Below are 16647 nucleotides of genomic sequence, written 5' to 3'. Positions count from 1 at the left end.
TTTTATGCAAACCGATTTCTTTAAATACCAAGCACAAACCACTCAATTCGCTGCAGGCTTCGAAGTAGAAAAAGCTGAAGGAAGCTATATTTATGGCAAAGACGGCAGAAGATATCTCGATTTCGTTGCCGGAGTTTCTGCCAATACTTTGGGCCATTCGCATCCGAAAATTGTAGAAGCCATAAAGACTCAAGCTGAAAAATACCTGCACGTAATGGTTTACGGAGAGTATGCACAGGAAATGCCGGTAGCAATCTGCAAACTGCTTGCTGAGACAACCCCGGAACCTTTGGAGGTAACTTATTTGGTAAACAGCGGTGCCGAAGCCATCGATGGTAGTTTGAAATTGGCTAAAAGATATACGGGAAGAGAGGAAATTATTTCTTTCAAAAACTCCTATCACGGGAATACTCATGGCGCTTTATCGGTTTCCGGTAACGAATATCACAAGCGGGAATTTCGTCCGCTCTTGCCAATGGTAAGTTTTATAGAGTTTAATAATGAAAAAGATTTAGACAAAATTACCGAGAAGACCGCAGGTGTGATCCTAGAGACGATACAAGGTGCTGCAGGATTCTTACTCCCTGAAAAAGATTATTTAAAGAAACTCAAAGCCCGATGCGAAGAAGTGGGCGCTTTGCTTATTCTCGATGAGATACAACCCGGGTTCGGACGTACCGGAAAACTCTTTGCATTCGAACATTACGGTATTGTTCCCGATATTCTTGCCATAGGCAAAGGAATGGGAGGGGGCGTTCCAGTAGGTGCTTTCATGAGTTCCAGAAAGATTATGGAAAGCTTGTCTCATTCCCCTAAGCTAGGGCATATTACTACTTTTGGCGGAAATCCTTTGATTGCGGCAGCGAGTTTTGCAACATTGAAAGAGGTCTTGGAAAGTGGTTTAATGAACGAAGTGGATGAAAAAGAGAAGCTATTCCGTGAACTTCTGGTACACCCGAAAATTGTAAACATTAACGGACGCGGATTAATGCTTGCTGTAAATCTCGGTTCTCCCGAATATACCCTTCAAGTTGCTAAGCGCTGTATGGAGAAAGGGCTTGTGGTTTTCTGGCAACTCTACCGGAACGAATACTTGAGAATTTCGCCTCCTCTTACGATTTCACTCGAAGAAATCCGTGAAGGTTGCAACATCATTCTGGATGTTTTAAAAGAGGACTAACCGCATCGTTATAAGCTATTTATAAGGAAGAATAGCACCCGAAGCACCATCAGCAAACGACTTGTCGATCGCTACCTGTATCGCCGAAAGATGCGCTACGGGATTTTGTATTGGTAGCGATATGATATTTCGCATTTTTCGGGTATAATTTTGCAAAGATTAGAAATTAATTTATATATTGCGACACATTAAAAAATAGGGAACAATATGGCTAAAACGAAAGTGCAGTATGAATTTCCAATGCACTGTCAGTCGGAGATTTTATATGAATATATGGCAAGTGCAGAAGGACTTTCTGAATGGTTTGCTGATGAGGTAGTGGAAAAAGGAGACGATTTTTTCTTCAGCTGGAATAATGGGCCGGAAGAAAAAGCTACGCTTATTCGTTATAAGCCGGAAAGTTTCGTGCGTTTTCGTTGGGAAGAAGACGAAGGAACCAAAAATTTCTTCGAAATGACTATTGCAATCGATGATATCACCGATGATTTGTCCCTCAATGTCACCGATTTTTGTGAACCGGGCGACGAGGATGAAAACCAACTTTACTGGGAAAATCTTATCGAAAACCTGAAAATAAAATTAGGAGCTTCCTAATTTCTTTTATACAACCCATAAATTTGATGAACGAACTTTCGTTCATTATTTTTTTAATCTAAATTCATATTTGTTTTGGAGCCAATCATTTTTACTTCCGAAAATTTTCAACCGCTGAACCGCGCATTTCTTTTTGGTGATGCCGTGAAAGTTTCGTTTTTTGTACGCAATTCTCAACTGATCATTGGCGAGGAATCTTATTTTTTTCTGATGGCTTCGATGCGAAAGATGCGAATGAAAATTCCGTTGTCTTTTACCCTCGATTATTTTGAAGAGCTTTTAAAGACAAATGTTATTGATAAAGGTATTGCAAATGGTGTTGTTCATCTTTTAATGTACCGGAACCACGGCACGGACTTCCTGGAGAAAGCTGAAGTTTCGTTTTATGCAACAGTAGAAAACCGCAATGATGTTTTGGCAATTCAAGGCGATTATGAAATGGATTTGATTAAAGAAATCAACGTGAATATCAATCTTCTCAGCAATATTCGAGTACATTGTCCGGAAAATACCTATGCGGAGATTTATGCCAAAGAAAACGATTTGGATGACCTTATTTTGCTGAATCCAAATAAAAGAATTGCAAGAAGTATTTTCGGGAATCTATTGTTTCTGGAAGCGAATGTTATTAAAATTCCAAAGCAAACGGAAGGCGCTTATATTTCGCCTTTGATGGAAAATTTCGTGACTTTTGTTCATAAAAACAATTTAGCCGAAATTCAAGAGACCGAGATGATTGCTTTCGAATCTCAAAAAGCAGAAGAAATTCTCATGATTTCTGATGAAAAAGGGATTTTTGCAGTTAGTAAAATCAGAAATAAAACATTTGAGAAAAACCGTTTTGAAGAAATGGTGAATCAATGGAAAAACAGTTTCCAATAAAATTGACAAACCCGGGAAACAACCTTTAAAGAAAGTCATTTACCGGGTTTTGGTTAATTGAAGTTGTTTAAGAAACGGATGTTTCTGGATAAAATTATCCTTGTGATTATTAAAGTTTTGTTAAAGTTCTGAATGCTTTCAATTCATCGAAATATTCTCCGGAGTATTGGCCCAAAGCAAAAATTCGCCTCCGAGATTTTGCATGATATTTTTCCATAAATGATGATCGTTGGGCAAGGTAAAGTCTAGATTATAGACATCAACCACAGTCCAGACTTTCTGTCGAACTTCTTGCTCCAATTGTTGCGCAGACCAACCCGAATATCCGGAAAAAACTTTGATATCTTCCGTGGTAATTTTCTCGTCAATAATTCCTGAAACAACTTTTTCAACGTCTTCCGTCAGGTAATAATTGTCGCCAATTTCGGTGAAGTTTTCAGTGATTTTTTTTCCTTTATTGATAAAGAAAATTTTGTCATTTTCTACAGGACCCCCTTCATAAACATCTACAGGAAATCCAAAAATAACGCGCAATCTTGCACTCATGTTGGTGTTTTTTTTATTCAGAATCAATCCGAAAGCGCCTTCTTCACTGTGTTCAATGATGAGTACAACAGAACGTGAAAAGATATCACTGGAAATATCCGGAGTGGAAATTAAAATTTTACCTTTGTAAGAAGAATTCATCTGAAATGCCAAGTTAAATAAACTACCTATATTCAAAAGTAATAAAAAAACTGAATGGAAAACTTACACGATAAAAGAAAAGTCTACGAAAAATCTCAACTTCTTGAAAATCAAATAAAAGAAAATCCGATGGAGCAGTTCCGGAACTGGTTTTTGGAAGCCAACGAGAATCCGGATGTTTCGGAAGCCAATGCGATGGCAATTTCTACATTGGAAAACGATGGCTGTCCGCGCACGAGAATGGTGCTGCTGAAATCTTATACTTGGGAAGGTTTTATCTTTTATACCAACTACAACAGCCGCAAAGGAAAAGCGATTGAGAGTAATCACAAAGCTTGTCTGCACTTCTTTTGGCCTACTTTGGAAAGGCAAATCATCATTAAAGCGAATTTGGAAAGGCTTCCAGAAAATCTTAGTGACGGATATTTTCAGTCGCGACCAAAGGGAAGTCAGCTTGGAGCGGTAGTTTCTCCGCAAAGTCAGGTGATTCCGGATCGTGATTTTCTGGAAAATAAATTGCGAGATTTAGAAATAGAATTTGAAAATAAAGAAATTCCAAGACCGGAAAATTGGGGTGGATATTTGGCGAAACCGTATGAAATAGAATTCTGGCAAGGGCGACCAAACCGTTTACACGACCGAATTATTTATGAACTTCAGGAAGATTATAACTGGAAAATCTCCCGACTTGCACCTTAGAATGTTTTATAATTCCAATAAAAAAAGCCTCATCTGCAGATGAGGCTTAAATTTTTTCTATAATCTAATGATTATTTTTTCTTTCCGCCCATTACAGCATCCGCTAAGTCAGCACCAGCTTTGAATTTAGCAACTTTTTTAGCAGCGATTTTGATTGGTTTTTTAGTAGCAGGGTTAATACCTTGTCTAGCAGCTCTTTCAGCTACAGAGAAAGTACCGAATCCAACTAAAGAAACTTTTCCGTCTTTTTGCTTCAAAGTAGAAGTTACGTTAGAAATGAAAGACTCTAATGCAGCTTTAGCAGCTACTTTTGTGATGTTTGCATCTTTTGCGATTGCGTCGATTAATTCAGACTTGTTCATAATAATTATTATTAAGGTTAGTTTTATTGTTAAAGCAAATATAATACAATTTTCAAATTGTGCAAATTTTTAGGATATATTTAATTAAAAATTGATTAAAATCTTCAATTTAACAAAAACTCATAAATAAGACAATAAGCAATTAATCAGCGTTGCCGAGTTCTAATATTATGCCAAACCCTTTGTCTGTGCATAGTTTGTCTTTTTTTATTTGTGATTTTCACAATTGCGAATTATTGAATTGAATGTCAATTTTTCACTTATTTGATTATAATAATGCGATATGGGTGTGAAATGCCAATTCAAGCCATTATTCATCCTTCTTTTTTAAATATAAATCAATTAATAAAAATTAAATAATTCTGTTTGTTTTGATTTAAATATTTAAATTTGCGCCATGTTAATTGAAGTTTTTAAATCTAAAATCCACAGAGTTCGGGTTACCGAATCTGATCTTAATTATATAGGAAGCATCACCATTGATGAAGATCTTTTGGAAGCATCCGGAATCGTAGTAGGAGAGCGGGTTTACATCGTGAATGTCAACAATGGCGAACGGTTTGATACCTACGCGATTAAAGGAAAAAGAAAATCTGGAGAGATTTGTCTCAATGGCCCTGCTGCGCGTCGTGTACAGAAAGGTGATATTATCATCATCATTTCTTATGCGCAAATGACGTTTGAGGAAGCTAAAGATTTCCAGCCTAAAATCATTTTCCCAGACGAGAAAACCAACCTTCTTACTTAGTTTTCCCTATATAATTCCCCTTAGTTTTGGAAGAAACCACAAAATCGAATCCACTTAAATCTTTTATCACGATTGCTATTTCCATAGCAATTGCAGCGCTTTTTATGTGGTTGGCTCTTAAAGGCATTGAGTTTAAAAAAATTGCAGGATATTTCGCAAAAGCCAATTATTTTTGGGTATTTGCTGCTTCTGTTTTTGGAATTTTGGCATATTGGTTTCGGGCGATTCGCTGGAATCTGCTTTTGGAACCTTTGGGATACAAAATCTCCAACGCAAATGCTTTGTGGACGATTTCTTTTGGGTATTTAATGAACCTTACCATTCCCAGAAGTGGTGAAGTAGCGCGTTCTACCGCTCTTTTTGGGGTTGAAAAAGTCCCAGTCGATAAATCCTTCGGAACGATTATTTTGGAAAGAGTTGTGGATCTCGTATGTATGGGCTTTTTCTTGCTTTTGACTTTGATTTTTAAGTACGACGCAATTTTATCTTTTTATCAATACGTTACCGCACAAAATGGCAATGCGCCAAAAACAGATTCAGGGAATCGGATCTATTTGTTAGCGGGAATTTTCATTGGTCTAGGAATCTTATTTCTTGCTTTTAGAAAGCATCTTGAAAAATATCCAGTTTATCAAAAAGCTGTAAATTTTGCGAAAGGGATTTTCCACGGTTTGACATCTATTTTTAAGTTGAAACAAAAACTGAAGTTTATTTTGCTTTCTCTAGCAATTTGGATATGCTATTATTTCGCAGCTTATTTGGTATGTTTTGCTTTGTCAGAAACTTCGGGATTCACTTTTGCTGATGGATTTTTCATCATTGTGGTGGGAACTTTGGGTATGATGGTTCCGGCTTCCGGTGGAATCGGCGCTTTTCATTTTGCCCTAAAACTTGGCGTGATGGCGTTATTTCTTTCCATGGGTAAAAATCCAGAAGAAGGTGGAGAAGTGGGACTTTCCTATGCATTCATTTCTCATACCATGCAATTGGTAATCATGGTTGTTATGGGAATTATTTCAATTCCGATGTTGGCGAAATCGAGAAATGAAGCTGTAAAATCAAACATTCTAAAATAAGAAACAACAAAAATGTTGTTGCATAATTTATTTCAAAACTTTCATTAAAATTTCTTCCATTTTTGCATAACCCAATTTTGTAGGGTGAATTCCGTCTTCTGCAATTTCTGTTGGTAATCCGTTTTTGTTGTCTTTCAACGGAGTGTGATAATCCACATATATTAAGTGATTTTTTTGTGCGAAATCTTTCAGCATTTTATTCAAAGCAATAACTTTATTAGCAGGTTCTAAACCTTTTCTCCAAGGAAATTCATACGCTGGAAGTAAAGAACAAATCACTACTTTTATTCGATTCGCTTTTGCTAATTCGGCCATAGAAACGATATTCCCAAAGACTTTTTCTAAAGAAATAGGGCCGTTATTTTCTGCAATATCATTGGTTCCTGCAAGAATAATGACCTTTTTAGGTTTTAAATTAATCACATCTTCTCTGAATCTCAACAACATCTGTGAAGTAGTTTGACCAGAAATTCCTCGTCCAACAAAATGATTATCGGTAAAGAATTTAGGATCGTTAGAAAACCAACCTTCTGTAATAGAATCTCCCATAAAAACAGCAGTTGGAGCGATATTTCCAGATTTTAAAATTGCATTTTCTTTTTCATATTTAGCGTAATTGGCAAAATCTTGGGCGAAAAATAATGTTGACATTAATGTTAAAGCTGAAGTGAGAATTGATTTTTTCATGGAACTAGATTATATTCAAAGATAAGCAATAAGTTTTGGTGAAAACTCTGTTTTTCATCATCAATTCATGTTCAATTCTCAACTTTCAATTATCCAAATGCTCTTTTTAGCAAACTTTCAATTTTCGGTTCACTTCCTCTGAAATTTTTATACAATTCCATAGGATCTTTTGTTCCTCCTGAAGAAAGCAAAACTTTGTATTTTGTGGCAATTTCTGGATTGAAGATCCCATTTTCTTTGAAGTACTGAAAAGCATCCGCATCCAAAACTTCGGCCCATTTGTAAGAATAATAACCTGCCGAATAACCACCCTGAAAAATATGTGAAAAGCTTGTGCTCATCACGGTTTCCGGATTGCTTGGATATAAATTGGTGGCTTTGGTTTCTTCCACTTCAAAAGTTTTGATGTCGCCTATTTTTTGAGATTCAGTATGATAAGCCATATCCAAAAGCCCGAAACCGATTTGTCTTAAAGTTTGATAGCCTTCCAAGAAATTTTTTGAAGCAGCGATTTTTTCTATTTTTTCGTCAGGCAAAGTTTCGCCGGTTTTATAATGTTTGGCAAATGTTTTAAGGAATTCCGGTTCGTAGCAGAAGTTTTCCAAGAATTGCGAAGGAAGTTCCACAAAATCCCATTTCACCGACGTTCCCGAAAGATTTGGGTAGGTTGTATCCGCTAAAACTCCATGCAAAGCGTGACCAAATTCATGGAAAAGCGTCGTAACTTCCTGAAAAGTAAGCAAACTCGGCGTGTCAGAAGTTGGTTTCGAGAAATTACAAACAACCGAAATATGCGGTCTCGAATTTTCACCATTTTTCTTGAATTGATTTTTAAAACTTGTCATCCACGCACCGGCTCTTTTTCCTTTTCTCGGGAAATAATCGGCGTAAAGAAGTGCTTTGAACTCACCGTTTTCGTAGATTTCATAGGTTTTTACTTCTTCGTGGTATTTCTGGATTTTATCGGTTTCCTTGAACTCGAGTTGAAATAATTTCGAAGCCAAACCAAAAACCGCTTCCTGAACTTTTTCCAATTGAAAATAAGGTTTCAACTCTTCATCATCGATATCGAATTTCTGTTTGCGGAGTTTTTCGGCGTAATAAGCGTGATCATAGCTTTCCATTTCTTCGATTCCGTCGGCTTTTGCCAAAGATTTCAATTCTTCGATTTCTTTTTCGGCAAATGGTTTTGCTTTTTCGAGAAGTTCATTCAAAAAAGTAGTTACTTTCTCCGGAGATTTCGCCATTCTTTCCTCCAAAACATAATCTGCGTAGTTTTTATAGCCCAAAAGCGCGGCTTTTTCTTGTTTTAAAGCGACGATTTCTTTAATTAAATTCTGATTGTCGAATTCATTATTATTAAAAGATTTCTTTCCATTAGCTAATGCAAGTTCCTTTCTCAATTCTCGATTTTCAGCATACGTCATTAGCGGAAGATAGCTCGGATATTGCAAAGTAATTACGAATCCTTCGAGGTTTCTTTCTTTCGCTTCTTCACGATATTGCTCCAAAATTGGTGTGGGAATTCCGGCAAGGTCCTTTTCATCAGTGATGTGTTTGAAATAATTATTGGTTTCCGCTAAAACATTTTGCCCAAATTGAAGTGATTTTTTCGATAACTCAATGCTGATATTTTTGAATTTTTCTTTGTCAGATTCGTTCAAAAGTGCGCCGCTTCTCACAAAACCTTTGTAAGTTTCGTTCAGCAACATTTCTTGCTCTTCATTGAGTCGGTATTTTCCTTTTTCGTCGTAAACTTTCTTTATTTTCTCAAAAAGTTTTTCGTTTTGTGAAATTTTTGCCGAATATTCCGTTAAAAGTGACGAAACTTCTTGCGCGATTTTCTGGATTTCATCGTTGGTTTCCGCAGAATTAAGGTTGAAGAAAATACCGGAAACCACATCCAGTCTTTCTCCCGAAAAAGCCAACGCTTCAATTACATTTTCGAAAGTCGGAACTTCAGGATTGTTTACGAGATCATCAATTTCTTTCTCTGAAATTTTGATGAGTTCCTGAAAAGCCGGAAGAAAATGTTCTTCTTTAATTTCATTAAAAGGAGCTGATTGATATGGAGTTTGGAAGTTTTTTAATAAGGGATTTTGCATATTAAATGTTTTTAATCGCCGATAAAAGCGATGAATTTTAAAAGACAAATTTACTCAAAAATAATTTTTACATTTGTTTTATTGAACAACTAATTATTTCACCATGAAAACTTTCTTTAAAATCGTTTTAGCCGTTTTGGCTATTTTGCTCATCGCAATGTTCGTTATCGGAAAACCTTATCATTACGAAAAATCGATTGTCATCAATGCGCCTTTGGAAAAAGTATATGCTCAGGCGAGTTCTATGAAAGCCTTTAATCAATGGAATCCGTGGATGAATTTGGATCCGAATTTGAAGGTGACTTATACCGGAAATTCCGGACAAGCAGGAGATCGCTATTGCTGGGTTGGAAACGACGAAGTTGGCGAAGGTTGCCACGAAATTACCGCTTTGGTTCCAAACCAAAAAGTAGCGACCAAAATGCTTTTCAAAAAGCCTTTTGAAAGTGATGCTACTTCCGATCTTTTATTTTCAACTGAAGGAAATGCCACAAAAGTTACCTGGAATATGGATTGTGAGCTGGATTATCCGATGAATCTGATGAAACTTTTCATGGACGGTCAAATGGATAAATCCTATGGCGACGGTTTGCAGAAGTTGAAAGAAATTTCTGAGAAATAATGTCACATCACTTGCTTTTAATTTTCCATTTAATGGGCGCTGCGATTTGGGTTGGTGGTCATTTGGTATTGGCAACCAGTATTTTACCAGAAGTTTTAAAGAAAAAAGATCCCGAAATTTTACTCAATTTCGAAAGAAAATTTGAGAAAATTGGCATTCCCGCTTTGTTGGTGATGGTAATTACCGGCGTTTGGATGGCTTACCAATTTGGAATCGGCGTTTCGGCGTGGTTTCGGTTTTCAAATCCGATCGAAACAGTGGTTTCTTTGAAGCTGATTTTGCTTTTCATAACGGTGATTTTTGCGATAAGTGCCAATTTTTTTGTCCTTCCAAAACTTTCCGCGAAAACACTTCCTTTAATGGCTTTTCATATCATTTCGGTCACATTCATCGGGGTTTTAATGCTTATTCTTGGGAGTTTCGTGCGATACGGTGGAATTTCTTTTTAATGAATGAAAAGTTTTGCACTTTTAGCGCTTAATTTTTACCTATTTTTTGTTGATTTTTCAATTTTTTCTTGAGGATTCAAATGCTCTTAAAATAATTACCTTAAATTTGTCGGTGCGATCAGAAAAAGGTAAGCTTTTTGATGGTTGCAACAGATTTATCAATCCGAAAATTATTTTAATGAAAAAAATTACAGCCATTGCGCTTATTTCAATAGCCTTAATTTCTTGTAAAAAAGAAACTCAAACCATCACTAAAGTTGATCCTAAAACCGGAAAAACCGTTACGGTAGAAGTTCCGGTGAGCGATTCTGCAACTGCTGAAAAAGCGGTTTCAAACGTAGCAATCAAAGATTCGATGGGAGTTTATAAGCAATCTTTTCAATTGGAAAAAGGGAAAACTTATCCATTGGTTACCTATCAAAAAGATGTGCAAACGATGACTGCTCCGGATGGGAAAACCCAAAGCGGAACCAGCGAAACAACCGACGAAATGTCTTTTTTAGTCAATAATTTCGAGAACGGAATTTATGATATCACCATTAATCTTTTAGGAAAAAGAAATTCTCAATCAGCTAACGGAAAATCAATTATTGTGGACACCAAATTGGCTGAACCAAAAGAAGAGCAATTGAAAATGATGTGGAAAGTGAATAAAGCTTTGGTTGGGAATAAACTGAACCTTAAAATGGATCAAAACGGGAAAGTAATTTCGATTACCGGTTTTGACCCGATTTATACAAAAGTGGCGAGTTCTATGGGAAGTGTGATTAAAGATGCAAAACAGAAAACAGCTTTTGTAAACAGTTTTAAAGAAAGCTTTAATGAAAAAGTGTTGAAAGAGCAATTTTCTAAAAACTTAATTTTAATTCCGGCAAAAGGTGCTAAAATTGGTGAAAAATGGAGCGAAAGTGAAAACGCAACTCCTGATGGAAAAATAAAATTAACCACCAACTATATCTTGAAAAGTGTTGATAATGGAGTAGCTACGATTGCTGTAGCCGGCGGAATTCCTAAGAAATCTGACAAAAAAACACAAGAAGGAATTACCAGAAGCATGAGTTCTGAACTTTCGCAAAACGGAATTATTACTTTGGATCAAAATACCGGCTGGATCAAGAACCAAACGATTTCAGTGAAAACCACTCAAACAGAAACTCTTTCGGATGGCAAACAATCTCAAAGTATGAAAAGTGTTTCTAATTCTACGGTTACTGTGAATCCAGCGAAGTAAATTGTTGCAGAAAAGTTATCATTAATTATTTTTAAAAAATGAAATATCTTTTAGAATTAATTCTTACCACCATAATTATTTTTTTCCTCTGGAATATTTTAAAAAGAATGTTTTTTTCGACTTTTTATAAATTCCCGAGATCACAAGAACGGCAAAATCCTTCTGAACAGAAGACCAACAAAAATGTAGATTCCAAAATACATTGGGACGCCGAAACTGTAGATTACGAAGAGATAAAAGAAAACAAACACACTGAAAATTAAATCTGAACCCTTTTGAATATAAAATTTTGAAAGGGTTTTTATTCATCAAAACGAGACATGGCAAAAAATAAAAAACTCATTTTCATCATCGGGAGCATTGTAGCTTTCATTATTTTGGCTCTAGTATATGCGAATCCCGTTTTGACAGGGAAACAGCTTTTTCAGCACGATATCGTTCAATATAAAGGCGGCGCAAAAGAGCTTTTAGATTACCGTGCACAAAACGGAGAGGAAACTTATTGGAGCGACTCGATGTTTGGTGGAATGCCAACTTATCAAATGGGATCGCAGTTTCGTGGAGATATCATTAAAAATATTGACGATGTTTTGAGCTTTTTGCCCAAACCGGCGAATTATATTTTCCTGCTTTTTGCTGGGTTTTTCCTCCTCGGAATGGTGGCGGTGAGAAATTGGAAATATGCACTTTTAGGGGCGACTTTCTTTGGACTTTCAACTTATTTCTACATCGCGATCGGAGCGGGACATAACGGAAAAATCCATACAGTTGCTTATTTTGCACCTCTTTTGGCGGGAGTTCTTCTGGTTTATATTCGAAAAAAATACATTCTCGGTTTCATCATAACGGCTTTGTTTATGGGATTGCAAATTGCTGCAAACCATCCACAAATGACATATTATCTTTTTATTGCGCTCGGATTTTTATTCTTGTCTGAATTCATCCGTGCGGTTCAAGGAAAAACCGAGTGGAAGCATTTCGGGATTTCCACAGGTGTTTTGGCTTTGGCTTTTTTACTCGGCGTTGGGATGAATTCACAACGAATAATGGCCAATTCCGAATACATCACAGAAACCGTTCGTGGCAAGCAAATTTTAGACAATGGCATTCATTCTTCCGAAAAATCGGGGATGGATAATGAAAGTATTTTGATGTGGAGCTACGGAAAATTGGAAACTTTAAACCTCTTTATTCCACGATTAATGGGCGGATCCAGCAACGAAGAAGGTTCTGAAAAAATGATGCAGAAAGTTCAGGAAATGGTTCAAAGCAATGTTTCATCTCAGGAAGAAATGAATCAAATTTCCAAAGGTTTTGGTTCGTTGACGTATTGGGGCGAGCAACCGATAACTTCCGGACCGGCTTATCAAGGAGCAATTGTTTGTTTTCTGGCGATTCTTGGTTTTTTCTTTGGTTGGAAAAAATACCGTTATTGGATTTTAGGAGCATCGATTCTTACCGTTCTTTTAGCTTGGGGAAGCAATTTCATGCCACTTTCCGATTTCTTCATTGATTATGTTCCTTTTTACAACAAATTCCGCGCGCCAAGCTCCATTTTGGTAGTCGTTGAATTATTGTTTCCTTTAATCGCTATTCTTGGATTATACCGTTTTTTTAACTCCAATGAAAATACAGAAACTTCCACTGAAAATATTTTGACAGACGATTACAAAAAGAAAATTTTGACTTATGTAACCGGTGCAGTTCTGGGCTTTACTTTCATTTTGTTGATTTTCGGGAAGTCACTTTTAGGATTTTATACGCCGACTGAAAAAACATATTTGCCTCCCTATCTTTTGGATTTTTTGGTGGATGAAAGGTTCAATATGTTCAGAATTGATGCCATCAAAGCCATTATTTATGTTGGAATTGCAGCCGTTGTTTTATTCTTGAGTTTAAAGCAGAAAATCAGTCAGAATGTAGCCATTATCGTTATCGGTTTGGTAAGTTTATTCGATTTGTGGAGCGTGAACAAGCGTTATTTAAACAACGATAATTTCATCGATAAAACGTTTACTGAAAATCCTTTTCAAACTGAAAATTCCGAATTGCTGATGCAGAAAGTAGGGGATAATGCGAATCTGCAATCCTTGCTTGCCAATGTAAATGTGAACAAAACCTTAGAAACCATTGCCGAAAAGGACAAAACCCATTATCGAATTTACAACCAAGTTCTGGGGACGTTCGGCGAGACGAATACTTCCTATTTCAAATCTTCTATTGGAGGTTATCATGCCGTGAAATTGCGTCGTTATGATGATTTAATCAATGAATATTTCGGGAAAATGGACACCGTAAAAGTTCCGAGAATTCTGAATATGCTCAACGCTAAATACATGATTTTTGGTGACACCGAAAAGCCGGAATCGGTTGTAAATCCAAATGCCAACGGAAATGCATGGTTTGTTTCTGAAGTTAAGTTTGTGGATTCTCCGAACGAAGAAATCAAGCAAATAGGAGAGGTGGATACGAAGAAAATTGCGATTGTTACGAATAACGACAAAAAATATTTCGAAGGAAAAACTTTGCAAGCCGATTCCACAGCTTTCCTAAATTTAACAAAATATCAAGCCAACGAATTGGAATTTAAAACCCAATCGAAAACGCCACAACTGGCTGTTTTCTCTGAAATTTATTACCCAAAAGGTTGGAAAATTTCGATTGATAACAAAGAGGTTCCTTACATCAAAGCTGATTATTTGTTGAGAGCAGTTCACGTTCCTGCGGGAAATCACACGGTGAAAATGGTTTTCGCTCCAGATGTTATCGCCAAAGGAAAATTAATTTCCATGATTTGCTTCGGATTGTTTTTATTGCTGAGTTTGGGAGGAATTTATTTTCTTTACCGTAAGTCCACAGAAAAATCAAGTGATTTATCATAAATTAATTTTGCAGTCTTTTGCGTTAAAAAAAATGAACAACAAAAAAATCTTAATCATCTCGTATTATTGGCCGCCTTCCGGTGGACCAGGTGTTCAGCGATGGTTGAAATTTGTGAAATATTTACCCGAATTTGGTTGGGAACCTACCGTTTTTATTCCCGAAAATCCAAGTTATCCAATTATTGATGAATCGCTGGAAAATGAGGTTTCTAAAGATTTAAAAATCATTAAAACCAAAATCTGGGAACCTTATCAAATCGCAGAATTCTTCGGAAAAGACAACAAAAAATTCAAAGCCGGACAGTTTGATGTTGGCGAAAATCAAAGTTTGAAATCCAAGCTTTCAATTTGGGTTCGTGGGAACTTTTTTATTCCCGATGCGCGGGTTTTTTGGGTCAATCCTTCGGTAAAATTTCTTAGAAAATATTTAAAAGAAAATCATTTTGATGCGTTGGTTACGACGGGTCCGCCACATTCGATGCATTTAATTGGTTTGAATTTAAAGAAAGAATTTCCTAACCTGAAATGGATTGCTGATTTCCGCGATCCATGGACGGAAATTTCCTATTACCAACATTTGAAACTGACAAAATCTGCAGATCAAAAGCACCGAAATCTTGAACAAGAAGTCTTTGAAAATGCGGATGTCACTTTGGCAACAAGCTATTCCGATGCTGAAAATTTCAAGAAAAAAGGAGCGAATGCGATTTGTATTACCAATGGTTTTGATGTCGAGAACCAAGAACCAAGAACCGAGAATCTAGAACCATCTATCAAATTTACTTTAAGTTATATCGGAGTTTTAGAACAACTGAGAAATCCTGATGTGTTATGGATGGTTTTGAATGATTTAATTAAAGAAAACAAAGATTTTAGAAAAGATTTTGAACTGAAATTTGTTGGAAGAACTGACGATAAAATTTTAGAGAAAATAGAAAATTCGGAGCTGAAAAATTCAGTTAGAAATCTCGGTTATCTTTCTCATTCGGAAGCGAATTTGGAAATGCAAAATTCGGACTTGCTATTGATTACCAATTTCCCTGAAGATAAATCAAAAGGAATTATTCCCGGGAAAATTTTCGAGTATTTGGCAACGAAAAAACAAATTATTTCCTTCGGTCCAAAAGACAGCGATGTGAAGAAAATTTTAGAAGAAACCAACGCCGGAAAACATTTCTCTTACGATGATTCGGAACTGGTGAAATCTTTTATTTTGGAGAAATTTAAAGAGTGGAAATCCGGAAATCTTTCTTCAAAAACCCAAAATATCGATCAATTTTCGAGAAAGAATTTAACGAAAAAGTTGGCGGAAATTCTTTAGTTTTCAATAGATTTTCATGTAAGTTTAAAAAAAAATAAATCGGAGAAATTTCCCCGATTTATTTTTTTTATCTTGAATGTAATTCTACAGCCAACCTTGCTCTTTCATCCAATCGTCATTGTAGATTTTTCCAACATATCTGGAGCCGTGATCGTGAAGCAAAACCACAATCACATCATCTTTGGTAAATTGATCTTTCATTTGAACCAACGCTGAAATTGCGCTTCCTGCAGAATATCCACAGAAAATTCCTTCTTCTTTCGCGAGTTTTCTGGCGTAGATGGCGCCGTCTTTATCGGTTACTTTTTCGAAGTGATCGATCACTGACATGTCGAAGTTTTCTGGAAGAATATCTTCGCCAATACCTTCTGTGATATAGGTGTAAGCATTTTCTAAATGAACTTCCCCGGTTTCATGAATTTCTTTCAAAATCGAACCGTAAGTATCCACCGCGATCACTTTAATGTCGGTACTTTTCTCTTTGAAAAACTTTCCACAACCTGTAATGGTTCCGCCCGTTCCTGCTCCAGCCACGAAATGGGTCAATTTGCCTTCGGTTTGTTCCCAAATTTCAGGAGCGGTTTGTTCGTAATGCGCGGTTCTGTTCGACAAATTATCGTATTGATTCACGTACCAACCGTTTTCGGTTTCCTTTGCTAATCTTTTAGAAACGGAGTAGTACGAACGTGGATCGGTCGGTTTCACATCCGTCGGACAAACGATTACTTCTGCACCAACAGCACGTAAAATATCACATTTTTCTTTCGATTGTTTGGAATTGGTTACGAAAATACATTTGTAACCTTTGATAATTGCCGCCAAAGCCAAACCCATTCCGGTGTTGCCGGAAGTCCCTTCAATAATGGTTCCGCCGGGTTTCAATCTGCCATCTTTTTCGGCGTCTTCGATCATTTTCAGCGCCATTCTGTCTTTCACAGAATTTCCTGGGTTGAAGGTTTCTACTTTCGCCAAAACCAATGCCGGAAAATTGTCACCCAAAACTTTGTTGAGCTTTACCAATGGTGTATTTCCGATGGTTTCGAGGATATTTTGTGCGTATTTCATATAAATTTTAATTTCTTTTATAAATTGAATTTTTCGTAAAAATATTTTATTTAATTA

General features: G+C 36.4%; 17 protein-coding genes. 12 read left to right on the top strand and 5 right to left on the bottom strand.

What is annotated here, in order from left to right:
* Positions 1–4: 4 nt before the first annotated feature.
* The 3 genes from NOV28_RS05360 (at position 5) to NOV28_RS05350 (ending at position 2656) form a co-directional block, all read left to right on the top strand.
* Positions 5–1180, top strand: coding sequence for an aspartate aminotransferase family protein (locus NOV28_RS05360; RefSeq protein WP_255928343.1), 1176 nt, complete (start codon positions 5–7; stop codon positions 1178–1180).
* Between the two features lie 207 nt (positions 1181–1387).
* On the top strand, positions 1388–1774 hold the full coding sequence (locus NOV28_RS05355; RefSeq protein ID WP_255928341.1) for an START-like domain-containing protein: 387 nt from the start codon (positions 1388–1390) through the stop codon (positions 1772–1774).
* A 75-nt stretch (positions 1775–1849) separates the two neighbouring features.
* Positions 1850–2656, top strand: coding sequence for an aminotransferase class IV (locus NOV28_RS05350; RefSeq protein WP_255928339.1), 807 nt, complete (start codon positions 1850–1852; stop codon positions 2654–2656).
* Between the two features lie 138 nt (positions 2657–2794).
* Here the strand turns inward: NOV28_RS05350 and NOV28_RS05345 are convergent, their stop codons facing one another.
* Positions 2795–3343: a YqgE/AlgH family protein gene (locus tag NOV28_RS05345; RefSeq protein ID WP_255928337.1), complete on the bottom strand. Its 549-nt coding sequence runs from the start codon at positions 3341–3343 to the stop codon at positions 2795–2797.
* A gap of 54 nt (positions 3344–3397) precedes the next feature.
* Here NOV28_RS05345 and pdxH point away from each other — a divergent pair, with 54 nt between their 5' ends.
* On the top strand, positions 3398–4042 hold the full coding sequence (pdxH, locus tag NOV28_RS05340) for a pyridoxamine 5'-phosphate oxidase (protein WP_255928335.1): 645 nt from the start codon (positions 3398–3400) through the stop codon (positions 4040–4042).
* A 71-nt stretch (positions 4043–4113) separates the two neighbouring features.
* On the opposite strand, the gene NOV28_RS05335 is transcribed toward pdxH, so the two are convergent.
* A complete protein-coding gene (locus NOV28_RS05335; RefSeq protein ID WP_255928333.1) occupies positions 4114–4404 on the bottom strand; it encodes an HU family DNA-binding protein in 291 nt (96 codons plus the stop codon).
* A 397-nt stretch (positions 4405–4801) separates the two neighbouring features.
* On the opposite strand from NOV28_RS05335, the gene panD reads away from it, so the two are divergent.
* Both panD and NOV28_RS05325 read left to right on the top strand, forming a co-directional pair.
* Complete coding sequence (panD, locus tag NOV28_RS05330) at positions 4802–5152, top strand: aspartate 1-decarboxylase (RefSeq protein ID WP_255928331.1); 351 nt, start codon at positions 4802–4804, stop codon at positions 5150–5152.
* Positions 5153–5178: 26 nt separating this feature from the next.
* Positions 5179–6228, top strand: coding sequence for a lysylphosphatidylglycerol synthase transmembrane domain-containing protein (locus NOV28_RS05325; RefSeq protein ID WP_255928329.1), 1050 nt, complete (start codon positions 5179–5181; stop codon positions 6226–6228).
* A 27-nt stretch (positions 6229–6255) separates the two neighbouring features.
* Here the strand turns inward: NOV28_RS05325 and NOV28_RS05320 are convergent, their stop codons facing one another.
* Both NOV28_RS05320 and NOV28_RS05315 read right to left on the bottom strand, forming a co-directional pair.
* Positions 6256–6915 (bottom strand): SGNH/GDSL hydrolase family protein, encoded by a 660-nt coding sequence (locus NOV28_RS05320; RefSeq protein WP_255928327.1) that lies wholly within the window; start codon positions 6913–6915, stop codon positions 6256–6258.
* An 89-nt stretch (positions 6916–7004) separates the two neighbouring features.
* The gene (locus tag NOV28_RS05315) at positions 7005–9020 is read right to left on the bottom strand and encodes a M3 family metallopeptidase (RefSeq protein WP_255928325.1); all 2016 of its coding nucleotides are present in this window, start codon (positions 9018–9020) and stop codon (positions 7005–7007) included.
* A 103-nt stretch (positions 9021–9123) separates the two neighbouring features.
* Between NOV28_RS05315 and NOV28_RS05310 the strand changes: the two genes are divergently transcribed.
* The 6 genes from NOV28_RS05310 (at position 9124) to NOV28_RS05285 (ending at position 15525) form a co-directional block, all read left to right on the top strand.
* Positions 9124–9642, top strand: coding sequence for an SRPBCC family protein (locus tag NOV28_RS05310; protein WP_255928323.1), 519 nt, complete (start codon positions 9124–9126; stop codon positions 9640–9642).
* Positions 9642–10091 (top strand): copper resistance protein CopD, encoded by a 450-nt coding sequence (locus NOV28_RS05305; protein ID WP_255928322.1) that lies wholly within the window; start codon positions 9642–9644, stop codon positions 10089–10091. Before NOV28_RS05310 ends, NOV28_RS05305 begins: the two co-directional genes overlap by 1 nt.
* Positions 10092–10269: 178 nt before the next feature.
* Positions 10270–11322, top strand: coding sequence for a DUF6263 family protein (locus NOV28_RS05300; protein ID WP_255928321.1), 1053 nt, complete (start codon positions 10270–10272; stop codon positions 11320–11322).
* 38 nt (positions 11323–11360) lie between these two features.
* Complete coding sequence (locus tag NOV28_RS05295) at positions 11361–11585, top strand: hypothetical protein (RefSeq protein ID WP_255928320.1); 225 nt, start codon at positions 11361–11363, stop codon at positions 11583–11585.
* 57 nt (positions 11586–11642) lie between these two features.
* Positions 11643–14204: a YfhO family protein gene (locus NOV28_RS05290; RefSeq protein ID WP_255928319.1), complete on the top strand. Its 2562-nt coding sequence runs from the start codon at positions 11643–11645 to the stop codon at positions 14202–14204.
* Positions 14205–14235: 31 nt separating this feature from the next.
* Positions 14236–15525, top strand: a complete 1290-nt coding sequence (locus NOV28_RS05285; protein ID WP_255928318.1) for a glycosyltransferase family protein — start codon at positions 14236–14238, stop codon at positions 15523–15525.
* Between the two features lie 84 nt (positions 15526–15609).
* On the opposite strand, the gene NOV28_RS05280 is transcribed toward NOV28_RS05285, so the two are convergent.
* A complete protein-coding gene (locus NOV28_RS05280; RefSeq protein WP_255928317.1) occupies positions 15610–16590 on the bottom strand; it encodes a PLP-dependent cysteine synthase family protein in 981 nt (326 codons plus the stop codon).
* Between the last annotated feature and the right edge of the window lie 57 nt (positions 16591–16647).

The organism is Kaistella montana, from assembly GCF_024436175.1.
GTDB lineage: Bacteria > Bacteroidota > Bacteroidia > Flavobacteriales > Weeksellaceae > Kaistella > Kaistella montana.
The sequence above is the reverse complement of the archived record's forward strand: the minus strand, read 5'-3'. Positions and strand labels throughout refer to the sequence as shown.

What these genes read in the sequence shown, in the direction of transcription:
- NOV28_RS05315 (WP_255928325.1), bottom strand. Translation starts at nt 9,020, where the DNA reads ATGCAAAATCCCTTATTAAAAAACTTCCAAACTCCATATCAATCAGCT.
- NOV28_RS05285 (WP_255928318.1), top strand. Translation starts at nt 14,236, where the DNA reads ATGAACAACAAAAAAATCTTAATCATCTCGTATTATTGGCCGCCTTCC.
- NOV28_RS05305 (WP_255928322.1), top strand. Translation starts at nt 9,642, where the DNA reads ATGTCACATCACTTGCTTTTAATTTTCCATTTAATGGGCGCTGCGATT.
- NOV28_RS05320 (WP_255928327.1), bottom strand. Translation starts at nt 6,915, where the DNA reads ATGAAAAAATCAATTCTCACTTCAGCTTTAACATTAATGTCAACATTA.
- NOV28_RS05345 (WP_255928337.1), bottom strand. Translation starts at nt 3,343, where the DNA reads ATGAATTCTTCTTACAAAGGTAAAATTTTAATTTCCACTCCGGATATT.
- NOV28_RS05310 (WP_255928323.1), top strand. Translation starts at nt 9,124, where the DNA reads ATGAAAACTTTCTTTAAAATCGTTTTAGCCGTTTTGGCTATTTTGCTC.
- NOV28_RS05360 (WP_255928343.1), top strand. Translation starts at nt 5, where the DNA reads ATGCAAACCGATTTCTTTAAATACCAAGCACAAACCACTCAATTCGCT.
- NOV28_RS05300 (WP_255928321.1), top strand. Translation starts at nt 10,270, where the DNA reads ATGAAAAAAATTACAGCCATTGCGCTTATTTCAATAGCCTTAATTTCT.
- NOV28_RS05280 (WP_255928317.1), bottom strand. Translation starts at nt 16,590, where the DNA reads ATGAAATACGCACAAAATATCCTCGAAACCATCGGAAATACACCATTG.
- NOV28_RS05355 (WP_255928341.1), top strand. Translation starts at nt 1,388, where the DNA reads ATGGCTAAAACGAAAGTGCAGTATGAATTTCCAATGCACTGTCAGTCG.
- NOV28_RS05290 (WP_255928319.1), top strand. Translation starts at nt 11,643, where the DNA reads ATGGCAAAAAATAAAAAACTCATTTTCATCATCGGGAGCATTGTAGCT.
- NOV28_RS05295 (WP_255928320.1), top strand. Translation starts at nt 11,361, where the DNA reads ATGAAATATCTTTTAGAATTAATTCTTACCACCATAATTATTTTTTTC.
- pdxH (WP_255928335.1), top strand. Translation starts at nt 3,398, where the DNA reads ATGGAAAACTTACACGATAAAAGAAAAGTCTACGAAAAATCTCAACTT.
- panD (WP_255928331.1), top strand. Translation starts at nt 4,802, where the DNA reads ATGTTAATTGAAGTTTTTAAATCTAAAATCCACAGAGTTCGGGTTACC.
- NOV28_RS05335 (WP_255928333.1), bottom strand. Translation starts at nt 4,404, where the DNA reads ATGAACAAGTCTGAATTAATCGACGCAATCGCAAAAGATGCAAACATC.